19 protein-coding genes are annotated in these 14,847 nt (G+C 63.4%); 8 read left to right on the top strand and 11 right to left on the bottom strand.

Annotation, left to right across the window (positions count from 1 at the left end; genetic code table 11):
• Nucleotides 1-12 precede the first annotated feature (12 nt).
• The 3 genes from WI26_RS23095 to WI26_RS23085 are packed head-to-tail and all read left to right on the top strand — an operon-like array spanning nt 13 to nt 3,012.
• Entirely contained in the window at nt 13-1,251 is a 1,239-nt protein-coding gene (locus WI26_RS23095) for an ABC transporter substrate-binding protein (RefSeq protein WP_069227318.1), read from the top strand.
• 34 nt (nt 1,252-1,285) lie between these two features.
• Nucleotides 1,286-2,155 (top strand): carbohydrate ABC transporter permease, encoded by an 870-nt coding sequence (locus tag WI26_RS23090; protein WP_069227317.1) that lies wholly within the window; start codon nt 1,286-1,288, stop codon nt 2,153-2,155.
• A complete protein-coding gene (locus tag WI26_RS23085) occupies nt 2,152-3,012 on the top strand; it encodes a carbohydrate ABC transporter permease (RefSeq protein ID WP_069227841.1) in 861 nt (286 codons plus the stop codon). The genes WI26_RS23090 and WI26_RS23085 overlap by 4 nt, the downstream gene beginning before the upstream one ends.
• Nucleotides 3,013-3,021: 9 nt before the next feature.
• Here WI26_RS23085 and WI26_RS23080 read toward each other — a convergent pair whose 3' ends face one another.
• Nucleotides 3,022-4,044, bottom strand: coding sequence for a LacI family DNA-binding transcriptional regulator (locus WI26_RS23080; protein ID WP_069227316.1), 1,023 nt, complete (start codon nt 4,042-4,044; stop codon nt 3,022-3,024).
• Nucleotides 4,045-4,050: 6 nt separating this feature from the next.
• Here WI26_RS23080 and WI26_RS23075 point away from each other — a divergent pair, with 6 nt between their 5' ends.
• Nucleotides 4,051-4,974 (top strand): phosphatidylinositol-specific phospholipase C, encoded by a 924-nt coding sequence (locus WI26_RS23075; protein ID WP_155768808.1) that lies wholly within the window; start codon nt 4,051-4,053, stop codon nt 4,972-4,974.
• A gap of 180 nt (nt 4,975-5,154) precedes the next feature.
• On the opposite strand, the gene WI26_RS23070 is transcribed toward WI26_RS23075, so the two are convergent.
• The 6 genes from WI26_RS23070 to WI26_RS23045 all read right to left on the bottom strand — a co-directional run bounded on the left by WI26_RS23070 (nt 5,155) and on the right by WI26_RS23045 (nt 8,244).
• A complete protein-coding gene (locus WI26_RS23070) occupies nt 5,155-5,439 on the bottom strand; it encodes a hypothetical protein (protein WP_069227315.1) in 285 nt (94 codons plus the stop codon).
• 137 nt (nt 5,440-5,576) lie between these two features.
• Entirely contained in the window at nt 5,577-5,792 is a 216-nt protein-coding gene (locus tag WI26_RS33105; protein ID WP_081334333.1) for a hypothetical protein, read from the bottom strand.
• Nucleotides 5,793-6,354: 562 nt separating this feature from the next.
• A complete protein-coding gene (locus WI26_RS23060; protein WP_069227313.1) occupies nt 6,355-6,561 on the bottom strand; it encodes a hypothetical protein in 207 nt (68 codons plus the stop codon).
• Between the two features lie 9 nt (nt 6,562-6,570).
• Nucleotides 6,571-6,783: a 30S ribosomal protein S21 gene (gene rpsU, locus WI26_RS23055; RefSeq protein ID WP_069227312.1), complete on the bottom strand. Its 213-nt coding sequence runs from the start codon at nt 6,781-6,783 to the stop codon at nt 6,571-6,573.
• 292 nt (nt 6,784-7,075) lie between these two features.
• A complete protein-coding gene (locus tag WI26_RS23050) occupies nt 7,076-7,360 on the bottom strand; it encodes a hypothetical protein (protein WP_069227311.1) in 285 nt (94 codons plus the stop codon).
• Nucleotides 7,361-8,040: 680 nt separating this feature from the next.
• Complete coding sequence (locus tag WI26_RS23045; protein ID WP_069227310.1) at nt 8,041-8,244, bottom strand: cold-shock protein; 204 nt, start codon at nt 8,242-8,244, stop codon at nt 8,041-8,043.
• A 924-nt stretch (nt 8,245-9,168) separates the two neighbouring features.
• On the opposite strand from WI26_RS23045, the gene WI26_RS23040 reads away from it, so the two are divergent.
• From WI26_RS23040 to WI26_RS31660, 3 genes are all read left to right on the top strand, one after another.
• Nucleotides 9,169-9,456, top strand: a complete 288-nt coding sequence (locus WI26_RS23040) for a hypothetical protein (RefSeq protein WP_069227309.1) — start codon at nt 9,169-9,171, stop codon at nt 9,454-9,456.
• A 437-nt stretch (nt 9,457-9,893) separates the two neighbouring features.
• On the top strand, nt 9,894-10,097 hold the full coding sequence (locus WI26_RS23035; protein ID WP_059449591.1) for a cold-shock protein: 204 nt from the start codon (nt 9,894-9,896) through the stop codon (nt 10,095-10,097).
• Nucleotides 10,098-10,367: 270 nt separating this feature from the next.
• On the top strand, nt 10,368-10,592 hold the full coding sequence (locus tag WI26_RS31660) for a hypothetical protein (RefSeq protein ID WP_081334332.1): 225 nt from the start codon (nt 10,368-10,370) through the stop codon (nt 10,590-10,592).
• A 506-nt stretch (nt 10,593-11,098) separates the two neighbouring features.
• On the opposite strand, the gene WI26_RS23030 is transcribed toward WI26_RS31660, so the two are convergent.
• The gene (locus WI26_RS23030; RefSeq protein ID WP_069227308.1) at nt 11,099-11,710 is read right to left on the bottom strand and encodes a LysE family translocator; all 612 of its coding nucleotides are present in this window, start codon (nt 11,708-11,710) and stop codon (nt 11,099-11,101) included.
• An 83-nt stretch (nt 11,711-11,793) separates the two neighbouring features.
• Between WI26_RS23030 and WI26_RS23025 the strand changes: the two genes are divergently transcribed.
• The gene (locus WI26_RS23025) at nt 11,794-12,321 is read left to right on the top strand and encodes a GNAT family N-acetyltransferase (protein ID WP_069227307.1); all 528 of its coding nucleotides are present in this window, start codon (nt 11,794-11,796) and stop codon (nt 12,319-12,321) included.
• A gap of 15 nt (nt 12,322-12,336) precedes the next feature.
• On the opposite strand, the gene WI26_RS23020 is transcribed toward WI26_RS23025, so the two are convergent.
• From WI26_RS23020 to gcvA, 3 genes are all read right to left on the bottom strand, one after another.
• Nucleotides 12,337-13,398 (bottom strand): alkene reductase, encoded by a 1,062-nt coding sequence (locus WI26_RS23020; RefSeq protein WP_069227306.1) that lies wholly within the window; start codon nt 13,396-13,398, stop codon nt 12,337-12,339.
• Nucleotides 13,399-13,469: 71 nt separating this feature from the next.
• Nucleotides 13,470-13,778, bottom strand: coding sequence for an ArsR/SmtB family transcription factor (locus tag WI26_RS23015; RefSeq protein ID WP_059468426.1), 309 nt, complete (start codon nt 13,776-13,778; stop codon nt 13,470-13,472).
• Between the two features lie 144 nt (nt 13,779-13,922).
• Nucleotides 13,923-14,822 carry a transcriptional regulator GcvA gene (gene gcvA, locus WI26_RS23010; RefSeq protein ID WP_069227305.1) on the bottom strand — a complete coding sequence of 300 codons (900 nt, stop codon included), beginning with the start codon at nt 14,820-14,822 and terminating at the stop codon, nt 13,923-13,925.
• Nucleotides 14,823-14,847: the final 25 nt, after the last annotated feature.

Here is a 14,847-nt window from a genome sequence, read left to right as displayed (position 1 = left end):
GAGAGAGACCACATGACCCTGCTGAGCCGCCTGCGCGCGCTGTCCGCCGCCGTTGCGCTGTCCCTTGCCGCCTCGCACGCCTTCGCGGCGGATCTCGTCATCGCGGGCCGCGACGACATCTATGGCAAGGGGCTCGCCGACGCCGTCGCAGGCTTCATCAAGCTGCATCCGGGCACCGACGTCGAGCTGCTCAAGCTGCCGAACGCGAACCTGTACCAGAAGCTGAAACTGTCGATGCGCGAAGGCACCGGCACGTACGACCTCGTGATGATGGACGACACGTGGGCGCCCGAATTCATCGGCAACGGCTGGCTGAAGCCGCTGCCGGCATCGCTCGCGGACGCCGATCTCGTGCCGTCGGCGGTCGCGCTCGGCCGCAACGCGGCGGGCGCGTTGTACGCGCTGCCGATCGTCGGCAACGTCGAGATGTTCGCGTACCGGAAGGATTTGCTCGCGAAATACAAGCTGCAGCCGCCGCGCAACTGGGACGACGTGCTGAAGATCGCGCAGACCGTCGGTGGCGCGGACAAGAGCATGTCGGGCGTCGTGTTCCGCGGTACCAAGGGCAATCCGGTCGTGACAGGCTTCCTGCCGATCCTGTGGGCGTATAGCGGCGACGTGTTCGACCGTGCCGGCAACGTGACGATCGATTCGCGCGAGTCGCAGGCTGCGCTGAAGACCTTTCTCGCACTGAAGGCCTCCGCACCGAAGGATGTCGACGTGTACGGCGCCGCCGAAGTGCGCGATGCGCTGCAGCGCGGCACGGCCGCGCAGTCGATCGAGGTGTGGCCGGCGTGGATTCCGGCGCTCGACGATCCGAAGCAGTCGCGCGTGGTCGGGCAGATCGCGTTGCAGCCGCCGCCCGGACAGACGGCCGGGCCGGCACCGATGCTTGGCATCTGGCAGATGGGCATTCCGAAGGATGCGCCGCACGCGAAGCTCGCACAGGACTTCCTGGCCTACCTGAGCTCGCGCGACACGCAAACGCGCCTCGCCGGAATCGGCATTCCGCCGACGCGCCGCAGCGTGTTCGCCGATCCTGCGCTGGTGCGCCAGTACCGCTGGTATCCCGATCAGCTGAAGGCGCTCGAGGCCGGCCGTGCGCGGCCGCGCGTGAAGGACTGGCAGCAGGTCGAGAGCATTCTCGGCGACGAGCTGCAGCTCGCGCTGACCGGGCAGGCCGCGCCTGATGCCGCGCTGCGCCAGGCGCAGCAGAAGATCGCGCAGGCGATGGCCACGGCCGGCAAGTGACGGCTCGCCGCCGCGTATCGTCAGGAATCCGCGCATGAAAGCCCTCGGCCGAAGCATGCCGTTCGTCGCGCTGCTCGGGCCAGCACTCCTGGTGCTGGCCGCGCTCGCGCTGTACCCCGTCGCGCAGGTGCTGATCGACTCGTTCTGCCAGGTCGACTACACGGCCGGCCGACGCGCGTTCGCAGGGTTCGCGAACTATCGCGCGGTACTCGGCGACGACGCATTCGCGGCCGGCTTCGGCAACACGCTGCGCTTCACGATCGCGGCGTCGCTCGTCGAAGTCGCACTCGGCTTCGGGCTCGCGCTGCTGTTCGTGCGCGCTTTTCCGGGGCGGCGCATTGCGTTGCCGCTCGCGATCCTGCCGATGATGCTGTCCACGCTCGTGTGCTCGGCGATCTGGCGCAACTGGCTCAATTTCGACGGGTTTCTCAACGCGCTGCTCGCCGCGTGCGGCGTCGAAGGCGTGCGCTGGCTGTCCGATCCGCATCTCGCGCTGTGGTCGCTCGCGCTCGTCGACGTGTGGCAGTGGACGCCGATGGCGTTCCTGATCGTGCTGGCCGGATTGCAGTCGATCCCGCAGGAGCTGTACGAAGCCGCGCGCACCGACGGCGCGAGCGAGTGGCAGTGTCTGCGCGACATCACGTTGCCGCTCGCGGCGCCGCAGATCGGCCTTGCGCTGCTGCTGCGCTCGATCGACACGTTCAAGCTGTTCGATAAGGTCTATGCGCTGACGGGGGGCGGCCCCGGCAACGCGACGCAGACGCTGTCGACCTACATCTACGACACGGGCTTCCGCTTCTTCAACGTCGGGCCGGCGAGTGCCGCGTCGGTGCTGATGCTCGCGGCGTCCGCGCTGCTTGTTTCGGGGTACGTATGGCAGACGGTTCGCAAGCGGCGCGCATGACGGCGCGATCCGCAGGCATCGTGCACGCGCGAGCGGGGGCCGCATTCGGCCGTGCGATGCCTTGGATTCTGCGCGCCATCGCACTCGCGCTGTTGCTGTTGCCGTGCCTGTGGATGGCCGGCGCGGCGTTCATGCCGACGCTCGAACGCCTCGATCATCCGCTGCGGATCTTGCCGACCGCGCCGACGCTCGAGCATTTCGCGTCGGTCTGGTCGAACGGCATCGGCGCGCCGCTCGCCAATTCGCTGCTGGTTGGGTTCGGCACGACGCTGCTCGCGCTGACGCTCGCGTTTCCGGCCGCGTATGCGCTCGTTCGGCTGCGGTTTCCGGCGCGGCTGGACGTGCTGTTCCTGATGCTCGTGCTGGCATTGAAGCTGATGCCGCCGATCACGATCGCGGTGCCGCTGTTCGCGCTCGCGAAGCGGCTGCATCTGCTCGATTCGACGCTCGGGCTGATGCTCGCTTACCAGATCTACGCGTTGCCGATGGCGATCTGGATGCTGCTCGCGTTCGTGCGCGACGTGCCGCTCGAATACGAGGAGGCGGCGTGCATCGACGGGGCTGGGCTCGCGCGGCGGCTTGTGCAGATCGTGCTGCCGCTGTGCGCGCCGGGGTTGATCGCGACCGCGATCTTCGTGTTCATCGTCGCCTGGAACGAGTTCCTGATTGCGCTGCTGTTCATGTCGACGCCGAGCCGCTTCACGCTGCCGCTCGCGATTGCCGGCTACGTGACGGAGAACGGCATCGACTGGGGCGACCTGATGAGCGCGGGGTTGCTGGCGTCGCTGCCAACGCTTGCCGTGGCCGGCTACGTTCAGCGCTACCTGCTGCGCGGCTTCGCGGGCGGGCTGAAGTGACGCGTCGCGTTACGTGCAGCTGTGCCGGACCACATGCGTAACGGGCACGACGCGCATGCGCGATGCGCCGTCGAACGTCTGGATCCGGTCGGCGAGCAGATCGACGGCCGCATGCGCGAGGCCTTGCGTGTCCTGGCGCAACGTCGTGAGTCGATACGCGCCGTATTCGGCGGCGGGGATGTCGTCGAAGCCGATCACGCGCAGGTCGCCGGGCACGCGCAGGCCGAATGCGTCGCGGGCGGCGTCGATCACGCCGAGCGCGAGCAGGTCGGACGAGCAGAACACGCCGTCCGGGCGCTCGCCGGATGCGAACAGTTGCCGCGCGGCGTCGATGCCGCACGCATGCGTGTCGGAGCGCGTATCGATCATGCGTGCGAGCGTCGCATCGAACACGTCGCCGCGATGAAGTGCCTGCTCGAACGCGTCCGACCGGGCGCGCGCGCTATAGCTCGTACTACGCGGCCCGACGAACGCGAGCCGGCGCGCGCCGGCGCGCACGAGCCGTTGCGCGGCATGGGCCGCGCCCGCCGCGTTGTCGCTGATGACGACATCCGCACCCGGCAGGTTCGCTTCGCGATTGATCATCACGACGGGAATCCGGTGATCGAGATACTGCCGCGCGACCGACAGCGGCGGCGACGCGGACGTCATCACGAGGCCCGCGATCCGATAGCTGAGCAGGCGTTCGAGCGATTGCCGGACCTGGTGCGGATCGTCCGCATTGGTGACGAGCGGCGTGAACGCGCGCTGACCGAGCGCGGCCATCAGGTCCGACAGCAGCCGCGCGCGGAACGGATTCTCGAACCCGGCCGTCACGACGCCGATCATGCTGCTGCGCTGCGTGATCATGTCGCGCGCGATCAGGTTGACCTGGTAGCCCAGCGCACGCGCGGCCACCATCACACGTTCGCGCGTTTCGGGTGCGATGCTCGCCGTGGGCGAGAACGCGCGCGACACCGCGGAGCGCGACACGCCGGCCCGCGCGGCGACATCCGATGCGGTCACCCACGTTTTTCTTTCCTTGTCAGTCATCGATTCATGATCCCTTCGCGACACGAAGCTTCCACGCCGCTGGCCGACTGGATGTCGGCGCTCGACGACGCGCGGCCGCTGCATACGCTGACCCTACCGGGCAGCCATGACACCTGTGCGTATACGGTCGACGATCCCCTCGTGCGCACGCAGCGCGCGCCGCTTGCCGCGCAGCTCGCGCACGGCGTGCGGCTGCTCGACATCCGCTGCCGGCACCGGTGCGATGCGTTCGACATCCATCACGGTGGAATCGCGCTCGGCGTGTCGTTCGACGATGTGCTCGCGGACTGTACGCGCTTTCTCGATGCGCATCCGGGCGAGTGCATCGTGATGTCGGTGAAGGACGAATGGCCCGGCCAGGCGTGCACGCGCAGTTTCGATGCAACGTTCGATGCGCATCGTGCGCGGCATCCGCGATTGCGCTGGCATGGAGGTGGCGCGCTGCCGGCGCTCGGCGACGTGCGCGGCGCGGTGGTGCTGTTGCGGCGGTTCCGCAGCAGCCGGCCGCTGGGCATCGACCTGACCGCGTGGCCCGACAACGCGACGTTCACGATCGATCATCCTGATGCGGCGTTCGTGATCCAGGACGAATACCGCGTGCCTGTTGCCGGGTCGATCAACTACAAGTGGCGCGTGATCGATGCGCTGCTGACCGGCATGCCGTCGCCGGAAAGCAGCCGTTGGGCGATCAATTTCTGCAGCGGTACGGGGATGGGCGCGAATCCGTCGGTGGTCGCGCGTGGCGACGGCAGGGTGCACGGGATTCACGCGCGGCTCGCGCAGCGGTTGCGCGCGCAACCTGGTTCGTATGGCGCGATGCTGCTCGACTTCTGCGACGACGATGACTGGGCGTTGGTGCGGGCGTTGGTCGAGTGCAACGATCACGTGCCCGAGCCGGGTAACGGGTGCAGGCCAGCGGGGTGTGGGTGAGGGACTGGCAGGGCGGGCGGGCCGATTGTGTCGAGTAGCGTAGCTTCTTGATGGACGTTAGACAAAGACCCGAATTCGGAAGTCGCGAATGCATGCCCGTTAGCGACTGCACCGGCGCCATCGTCACGCTTCGAACACTTTCAGGTGTAGGGCACCCTGTCCCCATCCGCGATGCTGATGTCAGAGAATCGCAAGCAGCCGCAGTTGGTGCAGGGTCTCGGTCCCGTTTACGAGTGCGTAAAACCGTGCCTCGCGACGCTCAAGCAATGAAAGATTCTGCGTCTCGGAAAACATGTTCCATTCGTCACCGTCGATACGCTCGAGTTTTCCGCGGGTGCGCGCAAAGGCAAGCAACAACCGGCTTGCGTCGCGTCGGATAACGATACGGTCCATATCCAACACATAGGGCCGCCAGCCGCCCAACACAACTACGTAGTGGGGTATGGAACTTTGGTCGATTGTCATCACCGGCGTTACCTTTTCTCGAGATGGCGTTAGCAAGTCAGATCCCTTCCGATACGGCCATCGATATAGGGTTGCGATGCGGAAGAAGAAGGAGGTATGCCGTTTTTTTTCCGTTCGTGGGCCGACATTGCGGTTCTTCAACCAAACTGTGACGTCAGCCACCCCTCCGCCCATTTCGTTGCGTACTCAACTGCATCGTCGCGACGATTGAAGGCGGCCAGATCGCCACTAGCATGTACTTCCCATTCGGATCCGTCTACAAGTATCGTGGTAATTCTCGCGTGTGCGACGTACTGCCCGTCAGCCCTGCGTGGCGCCGGATCGATGCGGAATCGTGTCGAATTGAAGAGCATACGCCTCCAGATTGCGTTGTCGCGGCGAACTACGCGTCGACGGAACAGTCGGAAATAGAACCCGGCATAACGAGCTGTTGTCCTATGCGCGACGATCGAGCCGGCGATGAGGACGGCATCTCGCTGGCTGGCTGCTGTTGCCCGGAAGTTTGGCCCCGTGCAAGTGCGGTCACGATCAGACGTGTTCCCGAAGGTAGTGGATACACTTCGACCGCAGGCTCAGCCGATTCGCGAACGCGCTTCGCGGGCGGATTGGCGAGCCATCTTCCATGCCGAGAAACTGTTCCGCGCACGCGGTTTTGTCCACGGAGCTGACTGACTTCGCGATCTGAAGAGAGGCGTGACCTATCCAGACACGATCACGCCACTCGCATTTCGCGCGATGGACGACAAGCCATGCCTGCAACGATTCAACAAGCTGAAACGGCGACAGCCACTCACGAGTTTTCCTTTTGGTGACGAGTTGCATTGCAACAAGGAAACAGAGCAAATCCACGTACCTGGTCGCAAAGCGCATGATGGTCTTCTTGTTTCGATATTCGTGAATGCGCCCGTACCCGTATCATCCGTGCGTACTGAGCGCCTTCTCTATTGCCGCGATCAATTTGAATGCGTCGTCGCGGCCGATCAGGAGGCCGCGGCTGGTGTACTCACATCCGAACGCATAGAAGCTCGGCAGTAGCGTCACCATGTCCTTCTTTCGATCGAAATCCACTTCGCATTTCGTCAGCGGGAAAAACGGAGGGACGTCGGCCGGCAAGTTGAACACGATGTTCTCCTAGTACATTTTGCGGGGCGGTAACATGCGCTTCGCCAGCAGGCGCTGCCTGGACACGGCACTGGCCTTCTTGCGCTTGCGTTCCGTCGTGGGCTTCTCGTAGCTGGTCCGACTGCGCAATTCGCGAATCAAGCCGATTTTCTCGATGCTGCGGCGGAATCGTCGCAGCGCGACGTCGATGGGTTCGTTGACTTTCAAGGTAACGGTCGTCATGGATTCCTGTGTACAAATGTTCCAATGAAAAATTGGTCGAGTCGTGTCGTGACGACGGCACTCGCTATCTCGTCCGCTTTGAACTCCGAAGATCGGGCGCCAATCGGCACGCATGAACCGCTACGTCCATGTGCGGTTCTTGCCGACGACACGGCGTCGAAGCCGACATCCCCGTGAGCGAGGCCGCGTCGGTCCACGCGATTTCGTGCCGTCTTACCAAGTCGCACAATTCATCGACTAGCGTTTCGACATCCCACGATGTCGGTATGTCGGACCGACATCGCGAGCCGCTTCAGGCCGCATTTGGGAAGAACTCGTGTGTTTCACGATTGTCGTCGATAAGGTTCTCGGCATAGCGCAGCGATGCACGGCGTGCGTCCCCGGCGGTATTGAAGGGCGCGTTGGCACGAAGCCTGAAAGTCTGGCTTTGCGTTAGCGTATCCGTGGCGTCTCGAAGAAAAATCTTGACTGCCGCGTCGAAGCCGGCGTCGTAGTTGTGCGGGGCGCCATTCAATGCAGGCACATGCGGGTAAATCAGTGGATGGATTTCGAATCCACGGTAGAAGTGAATGCTCATGAAAACTCCTGACGTTCGACCAGGCGAATGGCATGGCCGAACTGGTCCGGCCGGTATTCGTCCGTCATCGGGCGAACCGGGAGGTGAAGAGGATAACGTGGTAATGCAGGGCGCGGCGATGCCGCATGCGGATGGCGGTGGGGGAGCGCTCGGAATGCTTGTGATCGCTCGGATGAGTCCATCATACGCGCATCGTTTGTTGGGCGTCCAACATATTCTGTGCTGCCTCCAAGGACGCGCGAGCGTTATGCCATCGCACATGAAGTCAGACTGAGAAGCCGGCTTCGCGCCACGTTGAAGCCGCATTGCACGAAGCCCGCCGCTGCTTGTGCGGCAGTGATCTCGATTGCTATCGCACAGACGTCGTGCGCTTCTTTTGATGGACTTTCGCGTTCGACGGCTGTTTGGGCGGCACCCATTTCAACGCCGTTCCGAGCCTGGGCAACATCATCAGCTGTTTGGCGCGTGGAGGCACCTTCTTGCCACTAGACCGATTTCCGGTCATGGAAGTTCTCCTGTTGCGTCGCGTGCGCGACCCACTGAGCATGATTCATCGAACCGCGCATGGTTGGTTGAACATACTCACTACGAGGGGCCTTGTGCACGGGCAGTGCCTGATACAAAGACAAAGGAGCGGCAGTATCGCGCCGCTCCGTCAGTGGCGTCGGCGCCTGAAACCGTTACAGCGGGGTAATGTTCGACGCCTGCAGGCCTTTGGGCCCGCTCTTGGTTTCGTAGCTGACTTTCTGTCCTTCGGCTAGCGTCTTGAAACCGTCGCCGCGAATCTCGGAGAAGTGAGCGAACAAATCGTCTCCACCGCTGTCGGGTGTGATGAAGCCGAAGCCCTTGCCATCGTTGAACCACTTAACGGTACCGGTATCCATGTTAGATCTCCTGAAAATGGACGAGCGTACGCGTCGCGAATCGACGCGAAAAAATAATCAAGGAGGGAAAGAGCAACGAATACCGCAGGCTGCGGTCGAGGATGGGTGGCAGTCGCGCTTCTTGAGTACTTCGTGGCCGACAGTACGCGCCGTCAAGGATGGTGTCAAGCGTTTTCGGTCGAGTCGAACATGCTTCGTGTCCGTTCATGCCGGGTTCCGTGTCTGCTTGCGCCATTCCAGTTTAGTCAAGGAGCGTGCTCTTGGAGGAGGGTAAAACATGATCGTATGGAGTGCTTTGTTTTCTCGTCTGCTATCGCGCTAGTCGTTGTTTGCTGGCCGAAACAGCGTCCATGGCTTCGTCGATCGATGCCAGTGCATACGCGCGAGCCGATTTCGTTTCTTCAACGGTAGGCTTTGGGTCGTCATCGTCGCAAGGCGGAGGAGAGGTATGTCGCGAAGCATCATCGAAGCGCCCGTCTCCGATTTCTGCGTGCGTGACAGGCTATTTCTGAAAGACTGCTAACAAATATGGCGCGACACTCGGACGAAAATGAGCGAGCCTGACCCGCGACGACCCGTTGCGGAAATGGGGCGATATAGTGCGCGGGCTGCTCGGCGATGACAGGGCGCGGAAAGTCTTAGGCGATCTGGATGTACGTGGCACATCGAGGTCGACGGAGCGGCATGTCAGCTCGATAACCTCGATTGCTGCTGCTTGCAGGCGCCGACGATCGCCGATCTGACTCCATGCGTATGGGGCAGCGCTGGCTGATGGCTGGCGTCATCTGTGATGGCCCCCGCTTGCAGACTGGGCGATCGCGATACGCGCGAGGGCATCTTCCGTCAATCCAATTCAGAAAATCCACCCGCCCTACGTTACCTGTTCCCATGTATAGTGAGCTTCCCCCCTGTGGAGTGACCGCCATGCCGACATATCCGTTTCTTCTCTACAAGGGGTACGAACTTCACCCTCTCGTCTTCCCCCGTACATTCAAGCGCTTTGACAGGCATTCTCGTTACGTGGAAGGGTACGACATTGCGGTGCGAATATGCCGCCCGGCCTCGATCACAGGCTCGTCCGCAAGCCGCGTTTTCCGGCTGAACCAAGCCGACACATTCTCCGATTTTGGAGTCGCGAGGCGTGCCGCCCGGCAGCAGGGAAAGGACATCATCGACGGAAAGGTAACCGGAGCTTCGGTCGTCGATTTTTGAAAACCCTGCCAGGGTGCCAAGGCAATTGAGTGAACCGCGCCGTTGCGCGCCTGATTTACCATCGGTTTTTCGGAAAGAAGCGCGTCACGGTGAAGAGGGGCGGACCGCACTGAGGAGGGATGCTCCGGATGATAGTGAACGGTCGGTAGCGATCGAGACGTGGGGTCGGAGCGGTTGTCCTCTCGACGACGCGTTGGCGATGCGTAGTGCCATATCGCCTCGTCCTCGATGCGTGCTGGCTAGCGACACAGTTACAAGATAGTTATTGACTCTGCCGTCATCGGCAGTTAGTGTTCGTTTCGAAGTTCCAAGAAGTCCGATTGCTGCTCATCAATTTCTCGCTCCTCCTCAGCGGTATTCGTTGTCCTTTCCCTCCTTGACGCTTCATGTGCTCTTCACCCGAGCAAATTTTCTTATATCTAACTCAAGGATTCATCATGGATACCGGTATCGTTAAGTGGTTCAACGACAGCAAAGGCTTTGGCTTCATCGCTCCGGACAACGGCGGCGACGATCTTTTCGCACACTTCTCCGAAATTCGTGCCGACGGCTTCAAGACGCTCGCTGAAAATCAAAAAGTGAGCTTCGAAACGAAGCAAGGCCCGAAGGGGTTGCAAGCGGCCAATATCAAGCCGCTGTAAGTTTGAAGCGCCCGGCCTCCCACGACGGACGCCGGGCCGCAGCGACACCCTCACGGAGCATCGACTCCTAAAGTTGGCGCAATCGCTTTCAGCTGCTTCAGCTTATTCCGCAGCTTTCCACGCGCCACATACCTCGCTGCACGTCACACTCCGCTCTGGCAGCAGCGTCTCTTTTGCGCTCCCCGACTGCTTCGGATTCAGCTCGCAATGGCTCTGAACCGGTGCACATTTCATCGGGCACGCGCGCACTCGACAATCATTAAAATTACAATGCAACACAAACGAATTCAACAGTACAACGGCTATGCCGTCCAACCCTCGGCACATCGCTTGCCGGACGGTAGTTTTTCATCCAACTTGCTGCTCGAACGCACTGGCAGCGCGTGCGGTGAAGACCGCTACCAATTCTATTCGCTCGATTATTTCTCGAGTGAGAAGCAGGCGTTGCAGCACTCGGCACGCTGGGCACGTAACTGGGTTGACGCGCGCGGTTAAAGGCAACACTTGTTCGCTTGGAGGGCCGCCCGACCCTCCACAGCCCCATCGCCAGGCGCTATGCGTCGCGGCGACGCACCGGTCTCGTCACCTCCTCGCGGTCTACTTCCAACTCGTCATTCAGCGAGATCACCGAGCGTATGTGATTCGCGACCTCGCTCGATTCTTTGCTTTTTGGACTTTCCGTCCGTCGGAAGATACGTGGCACGGATCATCTTCTCATCGGCTATCGTCTGTGTCGCAACACTGGTGCGCACGAAAACCAGGAGGCAAACCAGAATCGGTTTGCGAGCCCGGGGGAATATTTGCGTTCCTAACTATTGATGTGGATCATGAAGATGATTCTTCGTGTCGACGACCGCAAACCAACGCTGCAAATGCTTCCGCTGCTCTTGGCTGATGACAACCATCGAGTCATTCGGCGCTGCTGCCCCGCAGCCTGCTTCGCGTCAGAAAAAACGGAGGCGGCTGTAGACCTTGCACTTCGGTTGCTTCGCCGTGGTGGATTACCGCGTGGCGATGGAAACGGCGGCACCCGCCATTGCGGCGGCGCTGGTGCGGTTTGCGATCTTGATCGCACGCCGCGTGATGATGAATTTGCGCACGCGCGTCGCGACGAACGCCCACGCGCAATCCGCGGTGATCAGCACGGCGAGCATCGTGGCGACGAGTTCGGCCCAACCAATGATGCTGACGCGCGTCACGTCGATGATGGTCGGCAGCAGCGCAAGATAGAAGAGACCGATCTTCGGATTGCCGAGCGTGACCAGCGTGCCCGCGACGAACATGCGCGACGGCGACTGGCCGCGCGGCAGGTCGCCCGCCGGCGTGTCGGTCGGCGCGGTCCACATCTTCCACGCGAGGAACAGCAGGTATGCGACGCCGAGCAGCTTGAGCACGAGCAGGCCGGTCTCGAACGTGCGCGCGAACGCGGAAAGCCCCGTGACGGCCAGCGTGAGCCACAGCGCCTCGCCGATCCACATCGCGGCGAGGAACGGCAGCACGTCTCGCACGCCGTTCGTCAACACGCGCGCGACGAGCGCGGCGACGCTTGGGCCGGGCGTGCCGGCGGTGACGAGCAGGGCGATGGCGAACACGGCGAGCGCGGACAGCGTCATGACGAACCTCGTGGGCAGGGCGTTCGAAACGTATGAGCTTTCGATTATAGTGACGGCCGTTCCTGCCTGCCTACCTCGTCGTGATGACAATATCGATCCGGATTCGTCCCGCCACGCGGGAAGACGCGGCCGCGATGGCCGTCGTGGAAGTGGCCGCCGCCCAGCGCTTTCGCGACATCGGCATGCCCGACATCGCAGAAGGCGAGCCGACCGACGCGGCCGACGTGCGGATGCGCATTGACGACGGTCGTGCGTATGTCGCGACGGACGAAGCGGGGGCGTGCGTGGGCTTTGCGTTCTACCGGCTGCTCGATGCGCGGCGGCTTTATCTGGAGGAGGTGGATGTCGCGCCGTCGCACGCCGGGCAGCGGATCGGCGCGCGCCTGATCGAACGGGTCATGACGCGCGCCGCGCAAGACGGCATCGCCGAAGTCGTGCTGTCGACGTTCCGCGCCGCGCCTTGGAATGCGCCGTACTACGTGCGCCTCGGCTTCGACATCATCGATGACGCGTCGCTCGACGACACGCTGCGCGCCATTCGCGCGCATCACGTTGCACGCGGGCTCGACGAGACGCAGCGCGTGTTCATGCGCGCGGACGTGCGCGCATGAACGTGTCGCCGGCCGTCAGGCCGCGTCGCTGAGCGCCGGGTAGTCGGTGTAACCCGTTTCGCCTTCGGCGTAGAACGTCTCCGGCACCGGCTTGTTCAGCGGCGCGCCGAGCTCGAGGCGACGCGGCAGGTCCGGGTTCGCGATGAACAGCTTGCCCCACGCGATCGCGTCGGCTTGGCCGCTCGCGAGCGTTTCCTGCGCCGAGTCGAGCGTGAACTGCTCGTTCGCGATCAGCGGGCCGCCGAACGCTTCCTTCAGACGCGGGCTCAACTGGTCGCCCGAATACGATTCGCGCGTGAAGATGAACGCGATCTTGCGGCGGCCGAGTTCGCGCGCGACGTAACCGAACGTCGCGGCCGGATCGGAATCGCCCATCGTATGCGCGTCGCCGCGCGGCGCGAGATGCACGCCGACCCGGCCCGCGCCCCACACGTCGATCGCCGCGTCGACCACCTCGAGCAGCAGGCGCGCGCGGTTCTCGATCGGGCCGCCGTATGCGTCCGTGCGGTGGTTGGTGCTGTCCTGCAGGAACTGGTCGAGCAGGTAGCCGTTCGCGCCGTGGATCTCGACGCCGTCGAACCCGGCCTTCTTCGCATTCTCGGCACCGTTGCGGTACGCGGCGACGATGCCCGGAATTTCATCAAGTTCGAGCGCGCGCGGGGTCACGAACGGGCGCGGCGGCCGCACGAGGCTCACATGGCCGCCGGCGGCGATCGCGCTCGGCGCGACCGGCAGGTCGCCGTTCAGGAACATCGGGTCGGAAATCCGGCCGACGTGCCAGAGCTGCAGCACGATGCGGCCGCCGGCCGCGTGCACGGCCTGCGTCACGCGCTTCCAGCCTTCCACCTGCTCGTCGGACCAGATGCCCGGCGTGTCCGCGTATCCGACGCCTTGCGGCGTGACCGAGGTCGCTTCGCTGATGATCAGGCCGGCCGACGCGCGCTCGGCGTAATAGCGGGCCATCAGGTCGTTGGGCACGCGCGCGCTGCCGGCGCGGGCACGGGTGAGCGGCGCCATCACGACGCGGTTCGGCAGGGTCAGGTCGCCGAGGGTAACGGGATCGAACAGGGTGGGCATGGCAGATAACCTCTTCAGAAAGGCGGGATGACCGCCGCGTCGTGCGCGGCGTGCGGCCCGCATGGCCTGGGTCAGAGTTCGCGGCGCAGAGCGTCGAGAAATGCGTCGATGACGGCCTCGTTGCGCTTGAAGAACGCCCACTGGCCGATCCGCGTCGACGTCACGAGCCCGGCGCGCTGCAGCGTCGCCAGATGCGCGGAGACGGTCGACTGCGACAGCCCGCAGCGCGCGTCGATCTGTCCGGCACAGACGCCGTGGTCGTACGGCAGCGTCTGCTCCGGGAAATGCGCGCCCGGCGTTTTCAGCCAGACGAGGATTTCCCGGCGCACGGGGTTCGAAAGCGCTTTCAGGATCGCGTCGATGTCGAGTTCGGTCGGCATGGAAGGGTATGGCGTTCGGGGCGTTCTGCTGGAAAACCGGTGCAAACGGGTATCGTCGATGGGCGAATCATATATCGGAAAAATGCGATATGCGCGAAGGCACTGACGCGAGTGGGGTTGTTGATCGGTCGGGGCATCAGCGCGTCACGCGTCCGCGTATTGCGCGAACAGCCAGCGGCGCATGGCCTCGAGCGCTTCCGAATGGGCGCTGGCCTGCGGAAAGACGACGTAAAACCCGAGCGACATCGGAAACGAAAAATCGAACACGCGGCGCAGCCGGCCTTCCGCGATATCGCGTTCGACGAGCGGCTCGCTGGTCAGCGCGATGCCTTGACCCGCGATGGCGGCGTCGATGGCGAGCAGCGACTGGCTGAACCGCGGCCCTTTCGTCGGATCGGTCTGCCCCTTTCCGCCGAGCTTCTCGATGAACTCCGGCCACAGGTCGTGCGCGTCGTGCAACAGCGCATGCTTCGACAAATCAACGGGTGTTCGGATCGGCGGGGCGCTGTCCAGCAGTGTCGGGCTGGCGACGGCGAAGATGTCGAGCGGAAACAGCAATTGCGCGACGAGGCTGGCCGGGAACGGCGGCTTGCCGAGCCGGATCGCGATGTCGACGCCGTCGGCCCGGAACGACGCAAGGCGTTCGTCGGCGATGACGCGAACCTCGATGTCGGGGTGCAGGCGGCCGAAGTCCGACAGGCGCGGGATCAGCCACTTCGACGCGAACGATGGCGTCGTGCTGACCGTCAGGACCATGGGACGCTGGCCCAGGGCGTCCGTCGCATCGGCGATGATCTGAAGCGCGCGCTGGACCGACGAAAAGTACTCGAGCCCTTCGCGCGTCAGCGCCAGCCCCCTGGGCAGCCGCCGGAACAGCTGAATCTCCACGACGTCCTCCAGATGCCTGACCTGCTGCGCCACCGCGCCCTGGGTCACGCCGAGTTCGTCGGCGGCCAGCCGGAAATTGAGGTGACGCGCGGCGGCCTCGAACGCGCGAAGTGCATTGAGCGGCGGGAACCGACGGGTACGCGACAGAACCTTCATGCAGTAGAAAATCTACAGTGTGTGT

This window comes from Burkholderia diffusa (genome assembly GCF_001718315.1).
Taxonomy (GTDB): domain Bacteria; phylum Pseudomonadota; class Gammaproteobacteria; order Burkholderiales; family Burkholderiaceae; genus Burkholderia; species Burkholderia diffusa_B.
The sequence above is the reverse complement of the archived record's forward strand: the minus strand, read 5'-3'. Positions and strand labels throughout refer to the sequence as shown.

Bases quoted from the DNA above. Each gene is read 5' to 3' on its own strand.
- WI26_RS23045 (WP_069227310.1), bottom strand. From the start codon at position 8,244: ATGGATACCGGTACCGTTAAGTGGTTCAACGATGGCAAGGGCTTCGGC.
- WI26_RS23085 (WP_069227841.1), top strand. From the start codon at position 2,152: ATGACGGCGCGATCCGCAGGCATCGTGCACGCGCGAGCGGGGGCCGCA.
- WI26_RS31660 (WP_081334332.1), top strand. From the start codon at position 10,368: ATGCAACACAAACGAATTCAACAGTACAACGGCTATGCCGTCCAACCC.
- WI26_RS23080 (WP_069227316.1), bottom strand. From the start codon at position 4,044: ATGACTGACAAGGAAAGAAAAACGTGGGTGACCGCATCGGATGTCGCC.
- WI26_RS23050 (WP_069227311.1), bottom strand. From the start codon at position 7,360: ATGAGCATTCACTTCTACCGTGGATTCGAAATCCATCCACTGATTTAC.
- rpsU (WP_069227312.1), bottom strand. From the start codon at position 6,783: ATGACGACCGTTACCTTGAAAGTCAACGAACCCATCGACGTCGCGCTG.
- WI26_RS23095 (WP_069227318.1), top strand. From the start codon at position 13: ATGACCCTGCTGAGCCGCCTGCGCGCGCTGTCCGCCGCCGTTGCGCTG.
- WI26_RS33105 (WP_081334333.1), bottom strand. From the start codon at position 5,792: ATGCTCTTCAATTCGACACGATTCCGCATCGATCCGGCGCCACGCAGG.
- WI26_RS23015 (WP_059468426.1), bottom strand. From the start codon at position 13,778: ATGCCGACCGAACTCGACATCGACGCGATCCTGAAAGCGCTTTCGAAC.
- WI26_RS23025 (WP_069227307.1), top strand. From the start codon at position 11,794: ATGACAATATCGATCCGGATTCGTCCCGCCACGCGGGAAGACGCGGCC.
- WI26_RS23040 (WP_069227309.1), top strand. From the start codon at position 9,169: ATGCCGACATATCCGTTTCTTCTCTACAAGGGGTACGAACTTCACCCT.
- WI26_RS23020 (WP_069227306.1), bottom strand. From the start codon at position 13,398: ATGCCCACCCTGTTCGATCCCGTTACCCTCGGCGACCTGACCCTGCCG.
- WI26_RS23070 (WP_069227315.1), bottom strand. From the start codon at position 5,439: ATGACAATCGACCAAAGTTCCATACCCCACTACGTAGTTGTGTTGGGC.
- WI26_RS23035 (WP_059449591.1), top strand. From the start codon at position 9,894: ATGGATACCGGTATCGTTAAGTGGTTCAACGACAGCAAAGGCTTTGGC.
- WI26_RS23075 (WP_155768808.1), top strand. From the start codon at position 4,051: ATGATCCCTTCGCGACACGAAGCTTCCACGCCGCTGGCCGACTGGATG.
- WI26_RS23030 (WP_069227308.1), bottom strand. From the start codon at position 11,710: ATGACGCTGTCCGCGCTCGCCGTGTTCGCCATCGCCCTGCTCGTCACC.
- WI26_RS23090 (WP_069227317.1), top strand. From the start codon at position 1,286: ATGAAAGCCCTCGGCCGAAGCATGCCGTTCGTCGCGCTGCTCGGGCCA.
- gcvA (WP_069227305.1), bottom strand. From the start codon at position 14,822: ATGAAGGTTCTGTCGCGTACCCGTCGGTTCCCGCCGCTCAATGCACTT.